This window comes from Lyngbya sp. CCAP 1446/10 (assembly GCF_026130175.1).
Taxonomy (GTDB): Bacteria; Cyanobacteriota; Cyanobacteriia; order Cyanobacteriales; family Microcoleaceae; genus Microcoleus.
This window is the reverse complement of sequence record NZ_JAIGNI010000148.1, coordinates 33,668-54,572: the sequence shown is the minus strand read 5'-3', so window position 1 is coordinate 54,572 and position 20,905 is coordinate 33,668. Positions and strand designations below refer to the sequence as shown.

Genomic DNA, 20,905 nt, shown 5'->3' with positions numbered 1-20,905 from the left:
TATTGCCAAATCTCAACGGTCGACAGAAATGGTTGAAAAAAGTCGAATAAAATAATTTGTTCGCCTCGTCATCCACCCGTCATCGGTCAAAACATAGTTTTGAGTGGGTTGACAGGTGGAATCCTCGCCTCACCGCGTCTTTCATCCCACACTAATCGAAGCGATATAGTGTGGGGATTCCCGTCTGTTTAGCTAAATTTGACTGTAGCCGATAAAGTAATTCTAGCGCAATAATCCGTAACGGATCGTCCACAGCTAAAGCCGTCAATTGGGCGATGGCACGCTGCTGCACTCCCCCTTTGCCTAAAATCCTCAACCACAGGGTTTCGGGAGTTTCCGGCAACTGGTGAATCGCCACAATCGCAGTGCGTAACGATGCCCCCAAAAAATAGATTTCCGGCAACCAATTCTCAGTATCCGGTATCGCATTAAAACTATCTACCACAGCTTTCGATGCTGTGGGCATCAGAATCCACAGCCTCGGCAATTGATCGTCATCATACCGAGTATTTTCTCGTCTGAATTTTCGTTCCAATTCGCCGCGCACGTCCAATAATTTGCCCAGACAGCTACAAATTTCGGTGACACTTGCCGGATTCCGAAAAGGTTCAAACATTGCCGTCGTGCTTGCCATTTTACCCAGCAACCCAGCGTTTCCGAGTATTCAGGGATGGCGGTGCCGGGAGTGAAATAAACATCAATTTCTCGGACTTCGGAACTCACATCTTTGCCGATATCGACAGTTCCGATCGGCGAGAGAAATTCCTCCAGGTATTCTTTGGCAAATAGATCGTGAATGAATCGCGTCATATAAATTATTTCAAATATTAAATAATTTTTTCAGCCGTTCCCTCACCCATTCTACAGGATTTTCATTATCTTCATCTGCATCTACTAATTCCATTTCTCGAAGTTGCTGCTGTCTCTCGCTTAACTCTTCTTTGTGTTTGACTATTTCTTGAATAATCTGCTCCGATAAATCCGGTCGTTCCGTTAAAACTTTTTGGAAACCTTCTTTATTAATCGCAAACAAAATTGTTTCTTCCAAAGCTCTTACCGAAGCAGTTCTGGGGATTCCCAACATCAAAGAAAGTTCCCCTAAAAACTGACCAGTACCGAGGTTATTCAGATGTTTGTCAATAGCTTCTACAAAAACTTCTACTGAACCTGAAAGAATCATGTAAAAAGCATCTCCGGGGTCGTTTTCGTGAAACAAATATTCTTGCGATCGCAGCCGTTTGCGGTATCCAACTTCAATCAATTGCCGCAATTCAAGATCAGTCAGATTTTCAAAGTATTCCACCTCTCGCAGCAAACAGCTAAGGGACGATGGCTTTTGCAGTTTCTCTGCAAAAATTGGCTGTTTTTGCTCATTTTTATAGTAACTGTTCGGGAGGTCAATTGCAGTTTCTTTTTTGTTGAAGATTGATAACAGAACTTCGGGGTTTTGCAAATAAATTTCTCTGTCATTGAACGGAAATTCGATTTTTTGCTGGCGAAAATTGTATTCAATTGCAAAATTCAAAGAACTTTTAATTACTTCTCTTTCAGTCGGCCTGTCCGTCCAAACTAAAAGTTCAAATTTAAAACTATCATCACCAAACTCGACAAACAATACTTTCGGATGCGGTTCGTATAAAACTCCCGCTTCTGCGTAAGCAATATTTAACAGAGTTTCTGTCACTAACAGCGGGTTACTATTCTCGGCTACTTCTACGGGAACTCGCAAACAGAGTAGCGAGTTTTCGTAACTCCAGTTAACAATTTTGTTGCTAATCATTTTGCTGTTGGGAACTATGACGCTGGAGTCCTCAGTGGTTTGGATGATGGTCGATCGAATCGAGATTTTTTTGACGATTCCCATTAATCCTTCTAATTCCACAAAGTCTCCGACTTTCACAGGCCTGTCTAAAAGCAGCGTTAAGCCACTGACGAAATTAGTTGTTAAATCTTGGATTCCGAAGCCAATTCCGACTCCCAATCCCCCCGCAACTACTGCAAAAGAAGCGAGGTTGAATCCGATGCTTTGGATGGCGACTATCACACCCAAAGCTACTATTAAATACCCAATAATTACTGCGATCGCTTCCCGATTTCCCTCGTCAATTCCTAGTCTGACTAACAAGCGTTCCTTGAGAAAGTTTGTAAAAAATCGTGCTATCACAAGGATAGCCATAAACAATACAATCAGTTCCACCAGGGACTGCAAGGATACAGGATTTTCACCTATTTTAAATAGGGTAGCGGTAAATATTTTCGAGACCTGTGTCAATACTTCTTCTTGTATTGTATACAATTCAAATTCAGGCACTAAAGTTTTTTGTGTGGTCATTTTTGAAGGGGAGTATTCAGTTAACAGTTGACAGTTGACAGTTGATAGCGACCTCTATATGGAAGGAAGAGGATTGGAGTAATAAATATTCTTCTTTTAATTTCTCCCTAGAAGGGTTCCGGCTTTAAACCAATTCTTTCTGGTAAAAAATCAAGTCCTCAGTACCCAATGTAAAAATAAAATACTGAACTCGTAATCATAAATTTTAACCTATTTTTAGGGTAAAAAAAGTGAATTCGTTACATAGAGATGTGGTTCCTCATACTACGCAGTTCTCCCTATTGCCAATTTTTTAGATATAGCAACCCCAACATTGGTAAGGACAGAAATAAGCTCATGAATAGATCCATGACCCTTGTAGCATCAACGGTTTGATGCCCGTCTAAAAACTGTCAATTGTCAACTGTCAACTGTCAACTGTCAACTGCTATACCTGGTCTTCGCAGGCCTGCGGTTAGTGTGCCACTTTTTCGCGATCCGAGAGCAGACTCATCTACTGCTAAAGATATCACTCTACTAACTTTAGTCAACATTAATTTTATTGGATTTTATCATAATCTCCACTAATTTTTTTTTGAAGTCCCGTTATCAATTTAAGCAGGGGTTATGCAATGACTCTTTAAGTGGACAAGTCAAATATCCAAGTATTACAATGAGTTTAACTGGTGGGAGAGATATTGCTATTACTCTGCTAGTTGCGTCTGTTTTGTGTCTATTTAAGTGAAAATTTAACGGATATAGCTAAAATTGATAACGTTCCAAGAATACTTGACATTCTACCGACATGGGGGAAAAACTATAACTCAATCACATTTGTCAATCCGTAATTTTACTTAAAATACTGCTTGTTTAGGAGTAGAAAATTGGCGATTTGGGGGTGGGTGGGCATAAATATGCCGATCGCCAGAATTGCCCGATCGCCCAAATCTTAGTTTCCCCCCGCCCAATCTGAGTAAATTATGAGCATAATTGCTGATTGACAAACGCTTCCCTAGCTGATGTTGTCACTAATGTTCTACCGATAGGATTGATTAGGAATAGAATTGATGAGAAATAGAAATACTTGGCGATACATCCGAAGAATTAAGGGAAATAGTGTCGCAAGGGATACAGAATATCGCAGATTGAAAGCCTAACGATCGCCCTACTGAACGTTTTCTTCAGTACCCAAATAGGAGGGAATGAAAACCTTGCGATCGCCCAATTGGACACAAGTTGTAGAATAAAAGCTGAAATGCACGAGCCAACATGAGCAAATTCCCACCAGACAAAACCCAACCGCCACAGCAAGAGAACACAACAGCAGAGGTATTGCGACAGGCTCACTTCGAGGCTTTTTTTGCAGGTGCCAACGCCGGAATGATGATTTATGACAGCCAACTTCGGTACGTCTCAATTAACGAAGTTCTGGCCCAGATCAATGGCATTCCTGTGGCAGACCATATTGGTAGGTCGCTGGGTGAAATGCTGCCCGACTTGGCTCCGACTCTGGAACCAATGCTGCAAGGGATTCTGGATACGGGCAAGCCAATTCTCGACTATGAAGTAGCGGGTGAAACGCCGAAACAACCAGGCATCCTCCGCTACTGGGAAACATCTTACTATCCTTTGGTGGATGAAAATGGCAGGGTTTTTGGTGTGGGTGTCATTGTGATTGAAATTAGCGATCGCAAGCGGGCAGAACAAAAGCAGGCACGACTTACGGCAATTTTGGAAGCAACTTCCGACTTAGTAGGAGTTTGTGATGCGGCTGGGCATAACGTCTATCTCAACCAAGCCGGACAGGAAATGCTGGGGATGTCTCCAGAGGAAGCACGATCGCCGTTTAGTCTAGATTCTGTGTTAGCTCCCTCGGTAACGGCAAAATTTCACGACGAAGCCTTTTCCACCGCTTTACGAGAGGGTAGCTGGGCTGGTGAAACTCTATTATTGTCACGCGATGGGCAAGAAATTCCAGTCTCCCAGGTTTTGATCGTTCACAAAACGGAAGCGGGCGAAGTCGAGTTTATTTCCACTATTGTGCGGGATATTCGCGATCGCAAAAAAGCTGAAGAAGAGCTGCGCGAACAGGAGGCTGCACTGCGCGATCGTAACGCACTGCTAAACTCTATTTTGGAAAGTACGCCAGACATAATTGTTGTTAAAGATCGGGAAGGGCGTTATGTTGCCATCAACTCCACTTTGGCAAACTTCCTAGGCAAGCCAATTGAGGAAATCATCGGCAAGAATGATTTGGAATTACTGCCGCCTGACACTGCCCATGAAATGATGGCAAAAGAGCGCCAAATCATGGCAGCAGGAATCACTGAGAGTTACGAGGAAGATGTCTCTGGCGGTGAAAAAACCGCGACTTTTTTCACTACAAAATCTCCTTGGCGGGATACTAATGGCAATATCCTCGGCATCATCGCCACAACACGAGATATTACCGATCGCAAACAAGCCGAAGATGCTCTAAAACAAAGTGAAGAACGTTATCGATCGCTCATCGCTGCCACATCTCAAATTGTCTGGGCGACGGATGCTGAGGGGCAAGGCACTGATTTACAGAGTTGGAGAGCTTATACTGGACAAACCGAAGCGGAAGTGGCTGGTTCTGGCTGGTTAGATGTAATGCACCCGGACGATCGCGAACGAACGGTTCAAGTCTGGATGGAAGCATTGCGAACTAAAAGCCTGTATGACATAGAATATCGAATCCGAGGGGCGGATAGAAACTATCGTTATTTTCAATGTAGAGGTGTGCCAATTCTGAATGAAGATGGCAGCATCCGGGAGTGGGTTGGCACTTGCATCGATATCCACGATCGCAAACAAGCAGAAGATGCTATAAAACAAAGCGAAGAACGCTATCGATCGCTAATCCTTGCCACGTCCCAAATTGTCTGGACAGCCGATTCTGAAGGGCGATCGCCCGATTTACCAACTTGGAGAGCTTATACTGGACAAACCGTAGCTGAGGTGGTTGGTTTGGGCTGGTTAGATACAATTCACTCGGACGATCGCGAACGAACGGCTCAGGTGTGGATGGAAGCAGTGCAAACGAAAAGCCTGTATGACATAGAATATCGGATTCGGGGAGCAGATGGAAACTATCGTTATTTTCAAGTTAGAGGGGTACCCATTCTGAATGAAGATGGCAGCATTCGCGAGTGGGTTGGCACTTGCACCGATATCCACGATCGCAAACAAGCAGAATTCCTAATGGCAAAAGCCAAGGAAGCCGCAGAAGCAGCTAATCGGGCAAAAAGTGAATTCCTTGCTAACATGAGCCACGAATTGCGGACTCCCCTGAATGGCATCATGGGATACGCGCAGATTCTTCAGCGTTCCAAAGTCTTGAATGAAGAAGAGCGATCGCGCATTGATGTCATTTATCAGTGCGGTTCCCATTTATTAACCTTAATCAATGACATTCTCGATTTGTCGAAGATTGAAGCACAGAAAGTGGAACTCCAGCCCACCGATTTTCATTTCCCAGCCTTCCTGCAAGGTGTAGCAGAGATGTGTCGCATCCGAGCTGAAATTAAGGGAATTGACTTCCATTTTCCATCAAGTCCCGAACTCCCGATCGGCATTCGTGCAGATGAAAAACGCTTGCGACAAGTGTTAATTAATCTTTTAAGCAACGCTATTAAATTTACGGATGAGGGCACTGTCACTTTTATAGTCAGTTTTGCCACAGAAGAAAAAATTCGCTTTGAAATACGCGATACAGGTACCGGCATTGCCCAAGATCAACTCCAAGCTATCTTTCAGCCCTTCGAGCAGGTAGGAGATCGCAGACGGCAGACGGAAGGCACGGGGCTGGGATTGGCAATTAGCAAAAGGATTGTAGAATTAATGGGTAGTACCATTCAGGTTCAAAGTGAGATGAATGTTGGCAGTATTTTCTGGTTTGATGTCGATCTGTATCAAGCCGAGGAATGGGTGAAAACGTCTCAAATCGACCATCGCGGGCAGATAATCGGCATCAAAGACCGCCAACCTAAAATTGTGGTGATCGATGACAAATGGGCTAACCGTTCAGTAATTAGCAATTTGCTTAGTCCGATCGGCTTTGAGGTGTCTGAAGCCAACGATGGGCAAGAAGGCTGGGAAAAAATTGTAGAGGTGCAGCCCGATTTAATCGTTACCGACCTATTAATGCCCGAACTAGATGGCTACGAGCTGATTAAGCGGGTTCGAGACTCGGAAAATTTCAAAGACATCGTGATTATTGTCTCTTCTGCCAGCGTATTTGAAACCGATCAATACAGAAGTTTAGAAGCAGGAGGCAACACCTTTATTCCCAAACCTGTTCAAGCCACGGAACTCCTGGAAAAATTGCAAAAGTATCTTGATTTGGAATGGGTTTACGAAGCCAATGAAGCTCCACTGGCGATCGCCTCAGACACCACTGAGCTAATTTCCCCGCCTGCTACAGAAATGGAAATCCTATACGAGCTGGCGATGAAAGGCAATTTCCTAGAAATAGTTAAACAGGCGGTATTACTTGAAGAAATAGATCCCAAATACATTCCCTTTGCTAAAAAATTGCATCAGATGGCAAAGGACTTTCAAGACGAAGAGATTTTAACGTTTATTCACTCCTACAAGTAAGGTCTATGAATTCAACAATTCAAGCCAATGGTACGATTCTTATAGTTGATGATAATTCAGCCAACTTGGGTGTCTTATCTGATGCCTTAAGTCAGGAAGGATTTGAAGTTCGGGTCGCGAAATCTGGAAAAATGGCACTAGATCGGGTCAAATATGCTCTACCGGATCTAATCTTGCTAGATGTCATGATGCCAGAAATTGATGGATTTGAAACCTGTCGTCGATTACAGGCTAATCCAGAAACTAAACAGATTCCCATTATATTTATGACAGCTCTCTCGGATACGGCTAATAAAGTTGAGGGCTTTAAGCTTGGGGCTGTAGATTATATTACCAAACCCTTCCAACAGGAGGAAGTATTAGCTCGCGTCAAGCTGCATTTAAAGCTTTATGTTCTAGCTGATAAATTAGAAGAAAAAAATACCTTATTGGAGCAAAAAGTTTTAGAAGTCAGCCAAGCCTATGAAGATTCACAACAAATGCAACTTAAGTTAATCCAAAGCGAGAAAATGTCCGGCTTAGGGCAAATGGCGGCTGGGATTGCTCATGAAATAAACAACCCTATAAATTTCATATCTGGCAATCTGGGTTATGCCCAAGAATACGCGGAAAACTTATTAAAAGTTTTACACCTGTATCAAGAAGATTATCCAAATCCAACTCCTCGGATTCAATCAGCAATGGATGAAGTAGAACTGGACTTTTTGGAGGAAGATTTTATCAAAGTTCTTAAATCAATCAACTTAGGAACGCAACGCATTGAGGAGATTGTCAAGTCTATGCGAATCTTTTCTCGTGTGGATGAAGCAGAGGTGAAAGCAGTAAATATCCATGAAGGAATTGATAGTACACTCACGATTCTGCATCATCGTTTAAAAGCAAAACCAGAGCATCCTGAAATAGAACTAATAAAAGAGTACAGTCAGCTTCCACCAGTAGAATGCCATGCCGGACAACTCAATCAAGTGTTCATGAATGTTCTTTCAAATGCCATTGATGCTTTGGATGAATCTAATCAGCAGCGTTCCTTTGCAGAAATCAAACAACACCCGAACCGCATTCAGATTTGTACAAAAGTAATTGACGAAAATTGGGTTGCTATTAATATTAGTGACAACGGTCGGGGAGTTTGCGAAACCATAGAACCAAAGCTATTTGACCCCTTTTTTACCACTAAACCTATCGGTAAAGGAACTGGATTGGGGTTATCTATCAGTTACCAAATTATCGTTGAAAAGCATGGGGGAAGATTATACTGTAAACCTGTATTAGTAGGAAAGGGGGTAGAATTTGTCATTGAAATTCCAATTCGGCAACAAGTTGGTCAAGTTGCTTAGTTTCCGGTGCAATGTCTCTTACGAACTTTGGTTAATTTCTCGCTGATAGCGGGGACGACAGGGATTACCCGTACAAACAAAGCCTGCGGGCATATTTTTAAAGACGCTGCTGCGAGCTCCAATTAAAGCGTTGGCACCGATTTCGACACCGGGGCCAATGAAGCAGTCGGCGGCAATCCAAACGCCATGATTAATGATCACAGATGCTGTAATTAAGCCAAAGGCTGGGTCTTGAGGGTCGTGGGTGCCGGTGCAAAGGTAACTTTTTTGGGAAATGACGCAGTGTTTACCGATCGCAATTCGCTCCAAACTGTACAATACAACATCGTCGCCGATCCAACTGTAGTCTCCGATTTCAATTTTCCACGGATAGGTAAAACGAGCCGTGGGGCGAATTACCGCACCTCGACCTATTTTTGCTCCAAATAACCGCAACAGCCCGCTCCTGATGCTATTACAAGGGTGTGGAGTGAGGGGAAAGGCGATCGCCTGGACGAACCACCACAGCAAAATTAGCCAACCAGGCCTTCCGCGATCGAACTTTGATTGATCGTAGCGGCGCAAATCAACTAAAGATTCGCCTGTCAAAGTATTTGCGTGATTGTCGCTAATTGGACGATCGTTTATTTGAGAATTTGGGGAATTTGCGATCAAATTTTCCTGATCTTGGTTCGTATTTGGTATATAATCGGTCACTGATAGTTAATTTATTATTTAATTTAAAATCGAGTTTAACCTTAAGGACTGCTGCATGACATTTCTAGTTAGGGACAATTTTGACTCGAAAAACGCCAAGGATATCGCACAATGCGAGAATATAAATCCCAGAATTGGCAAAATTCGACTTTTACAAACAGCATTGGTACTGCTTAGCAGCTTTTTTGTAGCAGAGTTAATCGCCGCACTTAATTCTCATAGTTTGTCCCTATTAGCAGATGCGGGTCACGTTTTTTCAGATGTAGCAGCTTTAGCAATAACTTTGACAGCGACTTGGTACTCCTCAGTCAAACGCAAAAGTAAATCCGTAGATTGTACGATCGCACAATCGCCAATTCCCGATCGCCCAGAAATCATTGCTGCCTTAGTTAATAGTATCAGTTTAGTGGCGATCGCCCTGTGGATTGCAGTAGAGTCGATCGACCGATTGCTGTCCCCAACTCCCGAAGTAGAAGGACTCCCGATGTTAATTACCGCCATAGTCGGTTTAAGCATCAACTCAATTAATGCTTTTTGTCTGCATTCTTGCTGTCACGGCGACCTCAACCTTAAAAGCGCCTTTCTGCACGCAGTTGCGGACATTTGTTCCTCGGTTGGGGTAATTGTCGCAGCCATCGCCGTGGCTTGGCTGCACTGGAATTGGGCCGACGGCTTGATTAGCTTGCTGGTGTCTGGGGCGATCGTTTTATTAACTCTACCACTATTAATTGAAAGCATCCGTTTACTGTTAGGTAATGTCTCTGCTATTGCCGCCATTCAACAGCCTTGCGATTGCGAAAAAATCAGCGCCGAAAAATTACTTTTTCCCTCACTAGAAGAACTTATTAAATAAAAACAAGACGGTGGTTGAGACCAGGTTTACTGAAACGAAGTACACTTCAATCCGACTGAAGAAATAAAGTAATTTTTACTGCTCGATCTTCAACCCGCGTCGGCGGGTTTTGTTTTTATAGACGCGGTTTCAACTGCTCGGTCTTCTTCTTCCATCTCCTGATTGATCGCTACAGGCGGCGATATAGGAGCTTCAGGTTCTGCCACATTCAACTGACCGCCACAACAACGCAACTCGTAAAGTTTTGCATTAATTTGATACTCGTACTGACTCAATAGTCTTGCATAAATATAGCCAGCTTTTCCATCCAAAAAGCCTAACTGAATGAAGTAAAATAAAATAAATCTGAGCAGTGGTTTAAAAGGCAGCCGCACCCAAACTTTTTTGAGAAATCGCTTCCGCTGTACGGCATCTCCAAATAAGTGAGCACCAATAGTGCCGCTGTCGTCGCGCCCTTCAATAATATTGTAATAAACGCGAGCTTCCCAATTAGAATAGCGGTTGTGCCGTTCTATCCAGTGAAATAAATCGCGGTAATCCTCGTGGATCATGTCATTTTTTAAGTAGCCGACTTGACCACCTAAAATGACGTGTTCGTGAACTTCATTGTCGCCAGTATTGGGGACGGATTCAGTGCCGAGATTTTCGTAACGGCCTTTTTGATGCTTGAACAAACGCAAATTCCAGTCGGGATATCGACCGCCGTAACGCAGCCATTGACCTAAAAAGAAGACTTTGCGGTTGAGGTAGTAGCCGTCAAAATTGGGGTCTTCGATCGCCTGCGCGATTTCGTCCCAAAGTTCCGGCGGAATGCGCTCGTCGCAATCGACAATTAATACCCATTCGTTGCGAAAGGGTAGGTTGTCCAAAGACCAGTTTTTCTTTTTTGGCCAGCGGTTGTCGAAGTAGAATTGCACTACTTTTGCACCACTGCTGATGGCAATTTCTACGGTGCGATCGCTGCTTTGGGAATCTACCAGAAAAACTTCATCCGCCCTGGCAATGCTGGCCAGACACGCAGGTAGATTAAGTTCTTCGTCTTTGGCCGGAATGAGAACTGAAACCGGAATCTTGGATGAACTAGATGTCATAATCGAGTGCTTGAATCTGAATGCGGTCGAGTTATTGTGGATGAAGTGCGATCGGCACAGTTGAGCCGACGACTGGAACAGTGAGGGATATTGCTTATAGCCTAATGCCTGCTGGTCGATTTCGGTAGAAAAATCAGGCCGCGGAGGGCTGCACTCAAATAACCGATTTGACCCCAAGCAAAAACGAAATTTTCAAAGCGCAGCCCTGGATCTCTGATGTATTTCAAAGATTTGTAGACACCCCTCAGTATTCTTTCACCGCCCCGTCCAAGCTGAGCAATACCCGCTCGATCGCACAATTGTTCCCGATAGCACTCGCTGATGCCTTGCCACCAACCGCGCTCTAGAAACCAAGCTTTGTTGAGCCGTTCTGGGGCAACATTGTGCATCACCAACGCGGACGGCAGATAAATTACTTGCCAACCTAACTCTAATGCTAATTCTGTGGCGCGCAATTCTTCATTTGACAGCAACTTTTTGCCGACTCTACCGAGTTTGACATCGAAGCCGCCAATTTGTTCGAGAAAAGCGCGCCGGATTGAGTAGTTTACACCCCTGGGAGTCAAACCGGCAGCAGTTACATACACGCAAGTATCGCCTAAATCGTAAACTCCCAAATTCTGGGCCAATCCGGGCGACAGCCAGTCTGGCGGGGAGACTCCAGCAGGCCACAGCAAGTTAACTTTGCCGCCGGCTATGGCTAGTTTTTGATTGCTTTGATAAGCCGCGTGCAGCACCCTGAGCCAATTCGACTCAGCAATAGCGTCGTCATCGAGATAAGCCAATATTTGGCTACGAGCTGCCTTTGCGCCAGTGTTCCGGGCTACTGACAGACCGATTTCGGGTTCCCATACGTACTTGAGCCGTCGATCGCCTAGTCTCGCTTCTACCACCTCACGGGTGCGCGAAATGGAACTTTCGGCAGTCGCATAATCGCTAGAACCGTTATCGACTATTACTACTTCAAAGTTGTCGGGAAAATCCTGTACCAGCAAGCTGTCGATCGCCCCAGCTAAATAGGCGGCGCGATTGTGGGTGCAAATAATCGCTGATATCTGAGGATGCTTTGGCATAAATAACAGCTTGGGAAATACTGGGCATTGGGCATTGGCCAAACATGGCATTGGGCGAAGCGAAGCGGAGGCATTGGGCATTGAGCATTGGGAATAGTTTCAGATTCTTGCTTCTTCTACCTGAATTGCGAATTAGTAGTACCTCACTTGAAAAGAAAACGGCTATGCTTGGAAGCTCGATCGACTGACTCTGATATAGCCTTTCTCAGAAAGATCAGGTACGCATCGGGGATATGGCATCGGGGATATGGCATCGGGGATATGGCATCGGGGATATGGCATCGGGGATATGGCATACCTCACTTTTTTGAGAACCGCTATATTGTCCCATTAATGCTATTATCGCCTTAACATAATTGGCAATCAAATAACCAATAACCAATAACCAACAACCAATAACCAACAACCAATAACCAACAACCAATAACCAACAACCAATAACCAACCATAAATGACTAAAATAATCTTAGTAACTGGGCCGGCCCGCAGTGGCAAAAGTGAATGGGCGGAAACTCTGGCTGAGGGTTCTGGAAAACAAGTAATCTATGTGGCTACCGGCTTGGTTGATGAAGCGGATTTGGAGTGGGTTCGTCGCCTCGAACAGCACCGAAATCGCCGTCCAGTTAATTGGAAAACTCTCGAAGTGCCGATCGAATTACCGACAGTTGTGCGCGCCGGCCAACCGTCGGATTGCTTATTAATTGATTCCCTGGGAACTTGGACAGCAAATCTTTTGGAACAAGAAGCGGCAGTTTGGGCGACTACGCAGCAAGATTTGCTCGCTAGTTTGAAGTCAACGGCGGCCGATGTAATTTTTGTAGGAGAAGAAACCGGATGGGGTGTTGTGCCTGCTTATCCGGCGGGGCGGCTGTTTCGCGATCGCCTCGGCACTCTCGTGCGGCACATTGGGGCGATCGCCGATGCTGTTTATCTCGCTACCGGAGGTTACGCCTTGAATCTCAGCACTTTGGGTACGCGACTGCCACTAGCCAAGAATTAATCAGCCGGAAGTGCGATCGACTTTCTGAGAAAAAATCCAGGTTTCCCGGTAGACAATTTTAGCTAAAAATTAGGTATAATTCTAACCAAGATTGAAAACTCAAAACTTACATAAATTACTCCAAGGAACTACTCTATTGGGAAACCCACACCACAATTGGACACGGAAAATAGCCAAGTTTTGAAAATATGTAAAATATAAAATGTCTTTTTGGATAGAGTGTAGGTTTAAAGTTTAAAGTCTAAAATTGCTAATCAATTGCAGGATTGACTAAAAGTTATGGCATCCAATAATGAAGTGAGAAAATATATTGCTTACTGGTTTCAGTTAGGCAAAAAAGTATTAATTCGCAACGGTTCCGCAGCGCTGCTACCAAAATCGGTAATTGCGGGCGATCGCTACAGCAACGAATTTGAAGACTGCTGGCAAAAAATCATCTCCCCCGACAGCGGAGACTGCTACCTGGAATGCACAAACGAAACAATTGCCGAACTACTGACATCAGGATGGGAAATCAGTCCCTGCGCCCGCTGCGCCATGCCCGTAGTCTTTCACGAAAACGGAATGCCGCCGGAGTCCTGTCCCTGTCACGACTTAGCGAACTGGCCCAATACTGAAATGCCCCAACCTCGATCGCCCGTCAGTACAAAATCACAACTTTCAGGCATTCGCGATCGACTCCTCAGAACCGGAATGACTAATGACCAATGACCAATGACTAATGACTAATGAATTCGGTTTTCTCTATCTAAAAGCAGTGGTGAGAAGGCGACAAATTGTTACAATTAGTTTACAATGCTTCACACTAGGTCTGAGTTTATGGATGTCAAGACAGTATCGCCAGCCACCCCGCTAACTTACTCAAATTCAGGGACTCACACTGCACTCGGCAATCTCCAAGAGGTAGAAACCGTTCCCCTGCAAGCAATACAAGTAGAACTAGAGACAGTGGCGGTGACTCCCGAACCGCTCAAATCAGCCAAAGATATCGCTTACGAGTTGGCAGGAGAAGCCGTGCGCTACGATCCAGTGGCGATCGCAGCCCAGTATCGCGATCGTCCCCTGCAAGTCTGGGGACGGCTGTCGAGTGTTGTTTGGACATTTTTTAGCTTTGCCCTCAGTTTGTGGTGGGACAAAAAAAGAGGGCGCACCGCAGCCAACCAAAAGCGCCGCGCCGCCCGCCTGCGAGACATTCTCAGCCAACTCGGCCCAGCTTTCATCAAAATCGGACAAGCACTCTCCACCCGCCCCGACTTAGTACCCCCCGCATATTTAGAAGAACTAACAACGCTGCAAGACCAATTGCCAGCATTTCCCAACGAAGTAGCATATCAATTTATACAAGAAGAATTGGGCGCACCCCCCAACGAAATTTACGCCGAAATCACCGCAGATCCGATCGCAGCAGCATCCCTCGGACAAGTCTACAAAGGGAAACTCAAAACAGGGGAAATCGTCGCCATCAAAGTACAGCGACCGGGTTTAGCCGAAAACATCGGCTTAGATATTTATATCCTGCGGCGCGTCGCAGTTTGGGCACAAAATAACTTCAAAATAATTCGCAGCGATTTAGCAGGAATTATGGACGAGTTGGGCGAGCGCATTTACGAAGAAATGGATTATACCCACGAAGGACAAAACGCCGAACGCTTTGCCGAACTTTACGGGAATTTGAAGGATATTTACGTTCCCAAAATCTACTGGGAATATACCCGCCGTCGCGTCTTGACAATGGAATGGATCACCGGCGTCAAACTCACTAATTTGGAAGCCGTCAAGGCTCAAGGAATCGACGCTCCTTACTTAATTGAAGTGGGGGTGCAGTGTTCCCTCAGACAGCTTCTAGAACACGGTTTTTTTCACGCAGACCCGCATCCCGGCAATCTTTTGGCAACTCCTGACGGTCACTTGGCTTATCTCGATTTCGGGATGATGAGCGAAGTAAAACCTTATCAGCGGTACGGCTTGTTGGAAGCTGTGGTGCATTTGGTAAACCGCGACTTTGAAGGTTTGGCAAAAGATTACGTCAAGTTGGAGTTTTTAACGCCAGACACCGATTTAACGCCAATTATTCCAGCTTTGGCCGGCGTGTTTAACAATGCTTTGGGTGCTAGCGTTGCCGAACTCAATTTCAAAAGCATTACTGACGAACTTTCGGCGGTGATGTACGAATATCCTTTCCGAGTTCCAGCTTACTATGCTTTGATTATTCGATCGCTCGTCACCCTAGAAGGGATTGCGATTAATGTCGATCCAGAATTCAAAGTGCTCAGCAAAGCCTATCCTTACGTAGCAAAACGGCTGTTGAGCGACCCCGCACCGGAATTGAGAGCATCTTTGCAAGATTTATTGTTCAAACAAGGCGAATTCCGCTGGAACCGCTTAGAAAACTTACTGAACAATGCCCGCGAAAGCGACGATTACGATGTCAGCAAAATCCTCAACCAAGCGCTAGATTATTTATTCTCTCAGAGAGGAGATTATATTCGCGATCGGATTGTTGTTGAATTGGTAAAAAGTCTCGACACACTTTCCAGCAAAGCTTTTGATAATGCCAAAGCAGTTGTCGGCGAATGGTTTGGAGTCAAAGCGAGTCTACCCGTTGTTTCACCAACCGAACAACAAAACTTGGAACATATCAAGCGAATTTGGGATATTTTGCAATCAACTCCGGGTTTTGACAGCATGAAAGTATTGCAGCTAATTCCGCAGTTATTAGTAAAACCAGAAGTGCAGAACATGGGCCAGCAAGTCGTAGGCGGTTTAGCTCAAAGAGCAGTTGCTAGGTTAATTAGGGAGTTTTTGCTTTCCGAGAAACCGGCAGCAATTCCTGAGAGTGCAGCTTATCCTAAAACTTCGCCTCAGTTGTCTTTACCTGCTGCTAAGTAGTGAGATTGGGAGTTGAGATCCGCAGATGTTAGCGGATGAACAGGGATGAATGCAGATATAATTATATCTGCATTCATCTGTTCGAGTATTTCAGTAACTACTGAAGTTTAAATCCTTTAGCAGCTAATTGTTGGCGGAGACTTTGAATGATGACGCTATCGACCGTATTCTCGCCTTTATTGGCACTAGCTTTACGTTGTTGTTCAACATATTCATTTCGCTTTTGAGACAATTCGCGAATCGTCTTTTTAATGCTCTCCCTTTCGGCTTTCTTAGCAGCTACATATGCTTTTTTTTCGGCTAAAGCCATACTACGCATCACTTCTGGCAAAGCATCATTGGAGAGTGACTCAATTGTAACTCTGCCGTTTTCGAGAGCATCGAGCAAATCCCAAGAAGCATTATCATAGTATTCAGAAGCTTTGGAGCTACTACGCATAACCAAATTTCCGCCAGCATTACTATCTTCAACTGCTTGACGCTGTTGTCCTACTTTGCCTTCTCTACCATAGGGAATGTAGGTTTGATTTAGTTTAGTATTCAAAGTCGAAATCTGGTCGTCGAAAGGGGATTTAATTACCACAATTGCTTGATTTTGATTGATATTAAAGTGACTGCCTTTTGCTACAGTAGCTCCAGATGCCCAAAGTTGTCGCTCCTGACTTTCTGCTGAACCACAGTAAATAGTATTAACGAGAGTATCTCCTTTCACAGCAAGATTGACAGATTGAGTCCAAACAATTGGGCCTTGATCGAAGGGTTCATTACCCGCAATAAAAATCACGCGAAAATCAGCAGGATCTTTACTCCAGTTTAATTGTTGCATGGCGGAGCGAATTACCCAGCCAGCATATTCTTGGCCGCCATTAGTTTTGATACTAAATAGCTTTTCGGAAACTACATCTAATTCAGGAGTAAATCCAGTTAACAATCTGACAAAACCTTCCTCAGAAGGTAAGCTGTCATTACCATAATGGTAGAGAGCGACTTGTAACTCTGGCACTTCGCCATCTTTGGTGACTTTAGTTAAAAAATTCACAATTTGCCAAAGTTGATTGCGAGTCTGGTCAATCAGTCCATCCATGCTATTACTAGAATCTAAAAGGATGGCAATCTGAATTTTAGCTTTGGCGAAAGCGGCTGTGGGAAAACACAAAATACTTAGGGTTAAAGCTGTAGTGAATAAAAATCGAGCTAGTTTCTGCATGGATTTTTCCCTATGAAATTATTTTTTATCTAATTATAGTCAGTGATAATAGAGATTTAGTTCCTGGTCTCAAGTAATTTATAACAATATTTTACATTTGGGTTCGATTCATTACATAACTTATCAACTCCGATCGAAGAAACCGGGTTTTTACCGAATTTGTGGACTGCAACGCGTCTTTTGGTAAAAAACCCGGTTTCTGGTCATTCATGGGTAACTCAGACCAAAGAAACCGAGTTTTTTACCAAATCTGCGGACTGCAACGAAGTCTTTTCGCAAAAACTTGGTTTCTGGGCATCCATGCGTAAGTCCTAATTTAAGCTGCTACTGTAGCTGGTGACAGAGACTTGCTATAATTGACGTGCCCCAGATCGTTCATCATGAAGTATCCCCTTCACACCCAATCTCAGCCCGTCGTTGGCGAAGCAGCAAAAAAGCTAATAGAAGCGATCGAATCCGGTCGAGCCATCACCAATCAACCTGCCCTTAACCTTGCCAAACGGATTGCGGCTCGTCGTCGCCAAGCCAAGAAGAATGCCCAGTCAAAAAATTGTATTTTGCATAATGCAAGGTGAATTTCCATGAATACAAACTCCCCCTCCGCTCGAAGGGTTGATCAGAATGAAGCTAGTTCGGGACTTTCTTCTTCTTTAAAAAATAAATACTTGATTAGTATTGTTACCCTAATAATATTAAGTGTATTAAATATTTCACTTAAGTCGGATAAGGTTAACAGCAATATTTGGAGTTTTGCTGTTGAGTTGAAGGTTACATCAGTAACTTTAGTTCTTGTCTTTCTTTTTTGGCTTCCTGCTTTAGTTCCCTGGTTTATTACTCAGTTCCCACAATTGCAAGGCTCTTTAAACTGGTTGCGCGAGCAGGGTATTGAAGAGGTTGAAACCAATCTACTTAGAATTAAATTAAGATACGGTGTACAAGAAGCATCACAAAACTACGAAGAGCAAATCTGGAATCCTGGAGCTACAAGTGCGGGACTAAATGCTCAAGAAACGCATCAACAGATCGACAAACGATATCAAGATGCTATAACTCTCATTGACGCTACAAGCAATATTGATTCGGCGGAAGCCCTTCAAAGGATAGATCAGCTAGCTATTTACTATGACAGAGTGAGAGAGGAAATGCCTTCTGGAGCTAACCGTACAACATTGATGAGTGATATTTCCTCAACAATGTGGTCATTAGTTACTAAAACTGTCAATTTCCCTGTGCAGGATAGACTGAATAGCTGCAAGGCAGGAGAGCGTTTATCTGCTTATAAGTATCTTGAATGGCAACCGTCAATCGAGTATATAGATTTGCTACTTTCGAGAGCAGTTGGTATTCAAGAGATGCCTTTCGGGCAGTATAGTGCTTTACTGGCACTCAGACGAGTTGTGACAACCAACGAGTTGGCTTCAACTCAATCAATAGAAACTCTAGCTATCCTAAATTGGTCTGCAAATCTTGAGTACATAAAAGAAGATCTAAGTCGTCACAAATTAATGATTGAGATTGCATCAATACTAAAAACGAATCCATAAAAGTGACTAAAAATGAATCCCTTAAAGCGGTGTTTAGGCAACCTAACAATCGCCTTGCAACGGACGCGCACAAGTCTTTGGTGCTGAGTTCAAGGTTACTTGCCGCCGCTGAAGGGGAACGTTAGACCGCTAGGTTATCTGTCAGGGGGCAGTCGAAAATTGTCGTTGAGGTGTGATTTACGGAGTGGGTTTGCATCACGTTTAATGCGCGATCGCAAAGTTACTTGTGAAAATCCTGAGCCAATTTATCAGACTAATTGGTAGAATAAGTAGATGCTAGCGATCGCCCCCATGCGACAAGCTAACACCCCCAATATTTTCATTTATCCTCAGACAAGGAGACGATCGAATCAAGCCTGCGAGGGAACTCGTGAATGCTGAATTTTTAGAGGTATAATTAATATTATTACTTTTGGATTAGGGAGTTTATGGTTGTGATAGCAGCACAAGATAACGATCGCTCTTTTACACCAGAAGAGTATTTTAGTTGGGAAGAAAAGCAGCTAGAAAGACACGAACTGATCGATGGTCGGGTTTATGCGATGAGTGGTGGCACTCAAAATCATAGTGCGATTAAATTAAATTTTTGTAGTTTAATCAGATCGCACTTACGGGGAAATCCTTGTCGTGTTTTTAATTCAGATTTAAAGGTTAACATTCTCAATACACCCAACTATACGTATCCCGATCTAAGCGTGACTTGTGACGATCGAGATAGGGAGCATCCTCTCTATATTACCTATCCCTGTTTAATTGTCGAGGTTTTATCGAATAGCACCGAAGCTTACGATCGAGGGAAGAAGTTTGAGAAGTATCGCCGCAATCCGAATCTGGTTGATTATGTGTTAGTCAGTTCTGATGAAATTGCGATCGATATTTATCATAAAAATGATGCTGGTGAATGGGTGATTCTTAGCTATCGATCGGGCGATATGGTTGAGTTTCAAAGTATCAATCTAAGTTTGCCGATCGAGCAATTATATGAAGAAATTGTTTTCGATCTACAGCCATAGATATACGATTCTTACAGGTTAGATTGTCGAATATCTGGTTTGAATGTACTAAAAGTTGTAGCTAATTCAACGGCTGCATCCCTTGCTTATAGAAGCCATTTGACATCTTTGAGTTTTTGGATTGGGTGACGAGAAATATAGAGATAAACCAGTTTTTGAGATTTACAGGGCCGAGAAACCGGGTTTCTACGAGTTTTGGGTTGGGTGACGCGAAATATATAGAGAAACCCGGTTTCTGAGATTTACGCAAAATAGAACTCAAATGGGTTCTATAATAAGAAAAACTATCTCAGTTGAGACCTCCTTAATAATGTCTGAGAAAAATTTGTTACATGAAATTACTCACTGCCCTCATGCACTGATGTGTCTAGAAAATCCTTCTACAGATAATCCCTGTCGTGACATAGTTAATTCTCAACAATCGCTCGATTTAAACAATTTCCAAATACCTGAACCTTGGAGTGGACAGATCGAGCAAGCGCCTATTCTTTTTTTGAGTTCAAATCCATCAATTGGTTCTGATGAAGTCTACCCCACTTGGCGTTGGTCAGATAACGATATAAGCAATTACTTTAATTATCGTTTTGGAGGAGGGCAAAAGGATTGGATTATCAATGGTAAACAATCCTTGATGAAGGATGGGACGTATAGCCATGCTGTTAAGTTTTGGGCAGCAGTCCGTCAACGTGCGATTGAATTATTGCAACGGGATGTTAATCCAGGAATTGATTATGCTCTCACCGAAATAGTACATTGTAAATCCCATTCTGAAATTGGCGTAGAACAAGCTCAGGATCAATGCGTAAAAGCCTATTTATTGAGGACTTTAGAACTATCAAAAGCAAAAGTAATTGTGGTTTTAGGATCTCGTGCGCGCCAAGCGATTCAATGTCAATTCAATATTTCCTCAACAGTTTCGATATCCGAGTCCATTAAAATCGGGGACTATGAAAGATTTTTTGCTTTTCTTCCACATCCAAATGCGCGAAAGCATCGTTCTTTTATTACGTGCTTACAGGATGATGAACTTGAAAGTATACGTGCTTCTTTGCGATAGCATCAAAACATAGGGAGAGACACGGGCAGTCGCACAAGCCCATGTACACGAAGCGCCGCAAGTCTATCGGTGAAGTAAGTAGCCGAAATTAGGAGACGGCAGTGCCGTGTCCCTACAATAAATCGAGGTAGGGACACGGCACTGCCGTCTCCTCTATATCATAAGGAGTGTTACCGAAATTGATATGATATTACAACAAAAAACGCAAAAA

General features: G+C 43.7%; 17 protein-coding genes. 10 read left to right on the top strand and 7 right to left on the bottom strand.

The window, feature by feature from the left end; translation table 11 throughout:
* Positions 1 to 151: 151 nt before the first annotated feature.
* From K4039_RS27145 to K4039_RS27135, 3 genes are read right to left on the bottom strand one after another with little or no spacing between them, the layout of a single operon-like run.
* The gene (locus K4039_RS27145) at positions 152 to 466 is read right to left on the bottom strand and encodes a hypothetical protein (protein WP_265239606.1); all 315 of its coding nucleotides are present in this window, start codon (positions 464 to 466) and stop codon (positions 152 to 154) included.
* Positions 466 to 810 carry a hypothetical protein gene (locus tag K4039_RS27140; RefSeq protein WP_265239605.1) on the bottom strand — a complete coding sequence of 115 codons (345 nt, stop codon included), beginning with the start codon at positions 808 to 810 and terminating at the stop codon, positions 466 to 468. Before K4039_RS27140 ends, K4039_RS27145 begins: the two co-directional genes overlap by 1 nt.
* A gap of 10 nt (positions 811 to 820) precedes the next feature.
* The gene (locus K4039_RS27135) at positions 821 to 2,332 is read right to left on the bottom strand and encodes a mechanosensitive ion channel domain-containing protein (protein WP_265239604.1); all 1,512 of its coding nucleotides are present in this window, start codon (positions 2,330 to 2,332) and stop codon (positions 821 to 823) included.
* A 1,248-nt stretch (positions 2,333 to 3,580) separates the two neighbouring features.
* Between K4039_RS27135 and K4039_RS27130 the strand changes: the two genes are divergently transcribed.
* Both K4039_RS27130 and K4039_RS27125 read left to right on the top strand, forming a co-directional pair.
* Positions 3,581 to 6,934: a PAS domain S-box protein gene (locus tag K4039_RS27130; protein ID WP_265239603.1), complete on the top strand. Its 3,354-nt coding sequence runs from the start codon at positions 3,581 to 3,583 to the stop codon at positions 6,932 to 6,934.
* A gap of 5 nt (positions 6,935 to 6,939) precedes the next feature.
* On the top strand, positions 6,940 to 8,271 hold the full coding sequence (locus K4039_RS27125) for a response regulator (RefSeq protein WP_265239602.1): 1,332 nt from the start codon (positions 6,940 to 6,942) through the stop codon (positions 8,269 to 8,271).
* 18 nt (positions 8,272 to 8,289) lie between these two features.
* Here the strand turns inward: K4039_RS27125 and hpsU are convergent, their stop codons facing one another.
* Entirely contained in the window at positions 8,290 to 8,859 is a 570-nt protein-coding gene (hpsU, locus tag K4039_RS27120; RefSeq protein WP_265239608.1) for a hormogonium polysaccharide biosynthesis acetyltransferase HpsU, read from the bottom strand.
* Positions 8,860 to 9,022: 163 nt separating this feature from the next.
* Here hpsU and K4039_RS27115 point away from each other — a divergent pair, with 163 nt between their 5' ends.
* A complete protein-coding gene (locus K4039_RS27115; protein ID WP_265239601.1) occupies positions 9,023 to 9,820 on the top strand; it encodes a cation diffusion facilitator family transporter in 798 nt (265 codons plus the stop codon).
* An 89-nt stretch (positions 9,821 to 9,909) separates the two neighbouring features.
* Here the strand turns inward: K4039_RS27115 and K4039_RS27110 are convergent, their stop codons facing one another.
* Complete coding sequence (locus K4039_RS27110; protein ID WP_265239600.1) at positions 9,910 to 10,911, bottom strand: glycosyltransferase family 2 protein; 1,002 nt, start codon at positions 10,909 to 10,911, stop codon at positions 9,910 to 9,912.
* Positions 10,912 to 11,012: 101 nt separating this feature from the next.
* Complete coding sequence (locus K4039_RS27105) at positions 11,013 to 11,984, bottom strand: glycosyltransferase family 2 protein (RefSeq protein WP_265239599.1); 972 nt, start codon at positions 11,982 to 11,984, stop codon at positions 11,013 to 11,015.
* Between the two features lie 451 nt (positions 11,985 to 12,435).
* On the opposite strand from K4039_RS27105, the gene cobU reads away from it, so the two are divergent.
* The 3 genes from cobU (at position 12,436) to K4039_RS27090 (ending at position 15,873) form a co-directional block, all read left to right on the top strand.
* Positions 12,436 to 12,984 (top strand): bifunctional adenosylcobinamide kinase/adenosylcobinamide-phosphate guanylyltransferase, encoded by a 549-nt coding sequence (cobU, locus tag K4039_RS27100; protein WP_265239598.1) that lies wholly within the window; start codon positions 12,436 to 12,438, stop codon positions 12,982 to 12,984.
* A 279-nt stretch (positions 12,985 to 13,263) separates the two neighbouring features.
* Entirely contained in the window at positions 13,264 to 13,695 is a 432-nt protein-coding gene (locus K4039_RS27095; protein WP_265239597.1) for a hypothetical protein, read from the top strand.
* A gap of 108 nt (positions 13,696 to 13,803) precedes the next feature.
* Positions 13,804 to 15,873: an AarF/ABC1/UbiB kinase family protein gene (locus tag K4039_RS27090; RefSeq protein WP_265239607.1), complete on the top strand. Its 2,070-nt coding sequence runs from the start codon at positions 13,804 to 13,806 to the stop codon at positions 15,871 to 15,873.
* 97 nt (positions 15,874 to 15,970) lie between these two features.
* Here K4039_RS27090 and K4039_RS27085 read toward each other — a convergent pair whose 3' ends face one another.
* Entirely contained in the window at positions 15,971 to 17,080 is a 1,110-nt protein-coding gene (locus tag K4039_RS27085; protein ID WP_265239596.1) for a hypothetical protein, read from the bottom strand.
* Between the two features lie 380 nt (positions 17,081 to 17,460).
* On the opposite strand from K4039_RS27085, the gene K4039_RS27080 reads away from it, so the two are divergent.
* The 4 genes from K4039_RS27080 to K4039_RS27065 all read left to right on the top strand — a co-directional run bounded on the left by K4039_RS27080 (position 17,461) and on the right by K4039_RS27065 (position 20,694).
* Entirely contained in the window at positions 17,461 to 17,655 is a 195-nt protein-coding gene (locus K4039_RS27080) for a hypothetical protein (protein ID WP_265239595.1), read from the top strand.
* 6 nt (positions 17,656 to 17,661) lie between these two features.
* On the top strand, positions 17,662 to 18,624 hold the full coding sequence (locus K4039_RS27075; RefSeq protein ID WP_265239594.1) for a hypothetical protein: 963 nt from the start codon (positions 17,662 to 17,664) through the stop codon (positions 18,622 to 18,624).
* Between the two features lie 428 nt (positions 18,625 to 19,052).
* A complete protein-coding gene (locus K4039_RS27070) occupies positions 19,053 to 19,637 on the top strand; it encodes a Uma2 family endonuclease (protein ID WP_375339842.1) in 585 nt (194 codons plus the stop codon).
* A gap of 262 nt (positions 19,638 to 19,899) precedes the next feature.
* The gene (locus tag K4039_RS27065) at positions 19,900 to 20,694 is read left to right on the top strand and encodes a uracil-DNA glycosylase family protein (protein ID WP_265239592.1); all 795 of its coding nucleotides are present in this window, start codon (positions 19,900 to 19,902) and stop codon (positions 20,692 to 20,694) included.
* Positions 20,695 to 20,905: the final 211 nt, after the last annotated feature.

What these genes read in the sequence shown, in the direction of transcription:
- K4039_RS27075 (WP_265239594.1), top strand. Translation starts at nt 17,662, where the DNA reads ATGAATACAAACTCCCCCTCCGCTCGAAGGGTTGATCAGAATGAAGCT.
- K4039_RS27065 (WP_265239592.1), top strand. Translation starts at nt 19,900, where the DNA reads ATGGGTTCTATAATAAGAAAAACTATCTCAGTTGAGACCTCCTTAATA.
- K4039_RS27095 (WP_265239597.1), top strand. Translation starts at nt 13,264, where the DNA reads ATGGCATCCAATAATGAAGTGAGAAAATATATTGCTTACTGGTTTCAG.
- K4039_RS27070 (WP_375339842.1), top strand. Translation starts at nt 19,053, where the DNA reads ATGGTTGTGATAGCAGCACAAGATAACGATCGCTCTTTTACACCAGAA.
- K4039_RS27105 (WP_265239599.1), bottom strand. Translation starts at nt 11,984, where the DNA reads ATGCCAAAGCATCCTCAGATATCAGCGATTATTTGCACCCACAATCGC.
- K4039_RS27080 (WP_265239595.1), top strand. Translation starts at nt 17,461, where the DNA reads ATGAAGTATCCCCTTCACACCCAATCTCAGCCCGTCGTTGGCGAAGCA.
- K4039_RS27115 (WP_265239601.1), top strand. Translation starts at nt 9,023, where the DNA reads ATGACATTTCTAGTTAGGGACAATTTTGACTCGAAAAACGCCAAGGAT.
- K4039_RS27090 (WP_265239607.1), top strand. Translation starts at nt 13,804, where the DNA reads ATGGATGTCAAGACAGTATCGCCAGCCACCCCGCTAACTTACTCAAAT.
- cobU (WP_265239598.1), top strand. Translation starts at nt 12,436, where the DNA reads ATGACTAAAATAATCTTAGTAACTGGGCCGGCCCGCAGTGGCAAAAGT.
- K4039_RS27130 (WP_265239603.1), top strand. Translation starts at nt 3,581, where the DNA reads ATGAGCAAATTCCCACCAGACAAAACCCAACCGCCACAGCAAGAGAAC.
- K4039_RS27125 (WP_265239602.1), top strand. Translation starts at nt 6,940, where the DNA reads ATGAATTCAACAATTCAAGCCAATGGTACGATTCTTATAGTTGATGAT.
- K4039_RS27135 (WP_265239604.1), bottom strand. Translation starts at nt 2,332, where the DNA reads ATGACCACACAAAAAACTTTAGTGCCTGAATTTGAATTGTATACAATA.
- K4039_RS27110 (WP_265239600.1), bottom strand. Translation starts at nt 10,911, where the DNA reads ATGACATCTAGTTCATCCAAGATTCCGGTTTCAGTTCTCATTCCGGCC.
- K4039_RS27140 (WP_265239605.1), bottom strand. Translation starts at nt 810, where the DNA reads ATGACGCGATTCATTCACGATCTATTTGCCAAAGAATACCTGGAGGAA.
- K4039_RS27085 (WP_265239596.1), bottom strand. Translation starts at nt 17,080, where the DNA reads ATGCAGAAACTAGCTCGATTTTTATTCACTACAGCTTTAACCCTAAGT.
- K4039_RS27145 (WP_265239606.1), bottom strand. Translation starts at nt 466, where the DNA reads ATGCCCACAGCATCGAAAGCTGTGGTAGATAGTTTTAATGCGATACCG.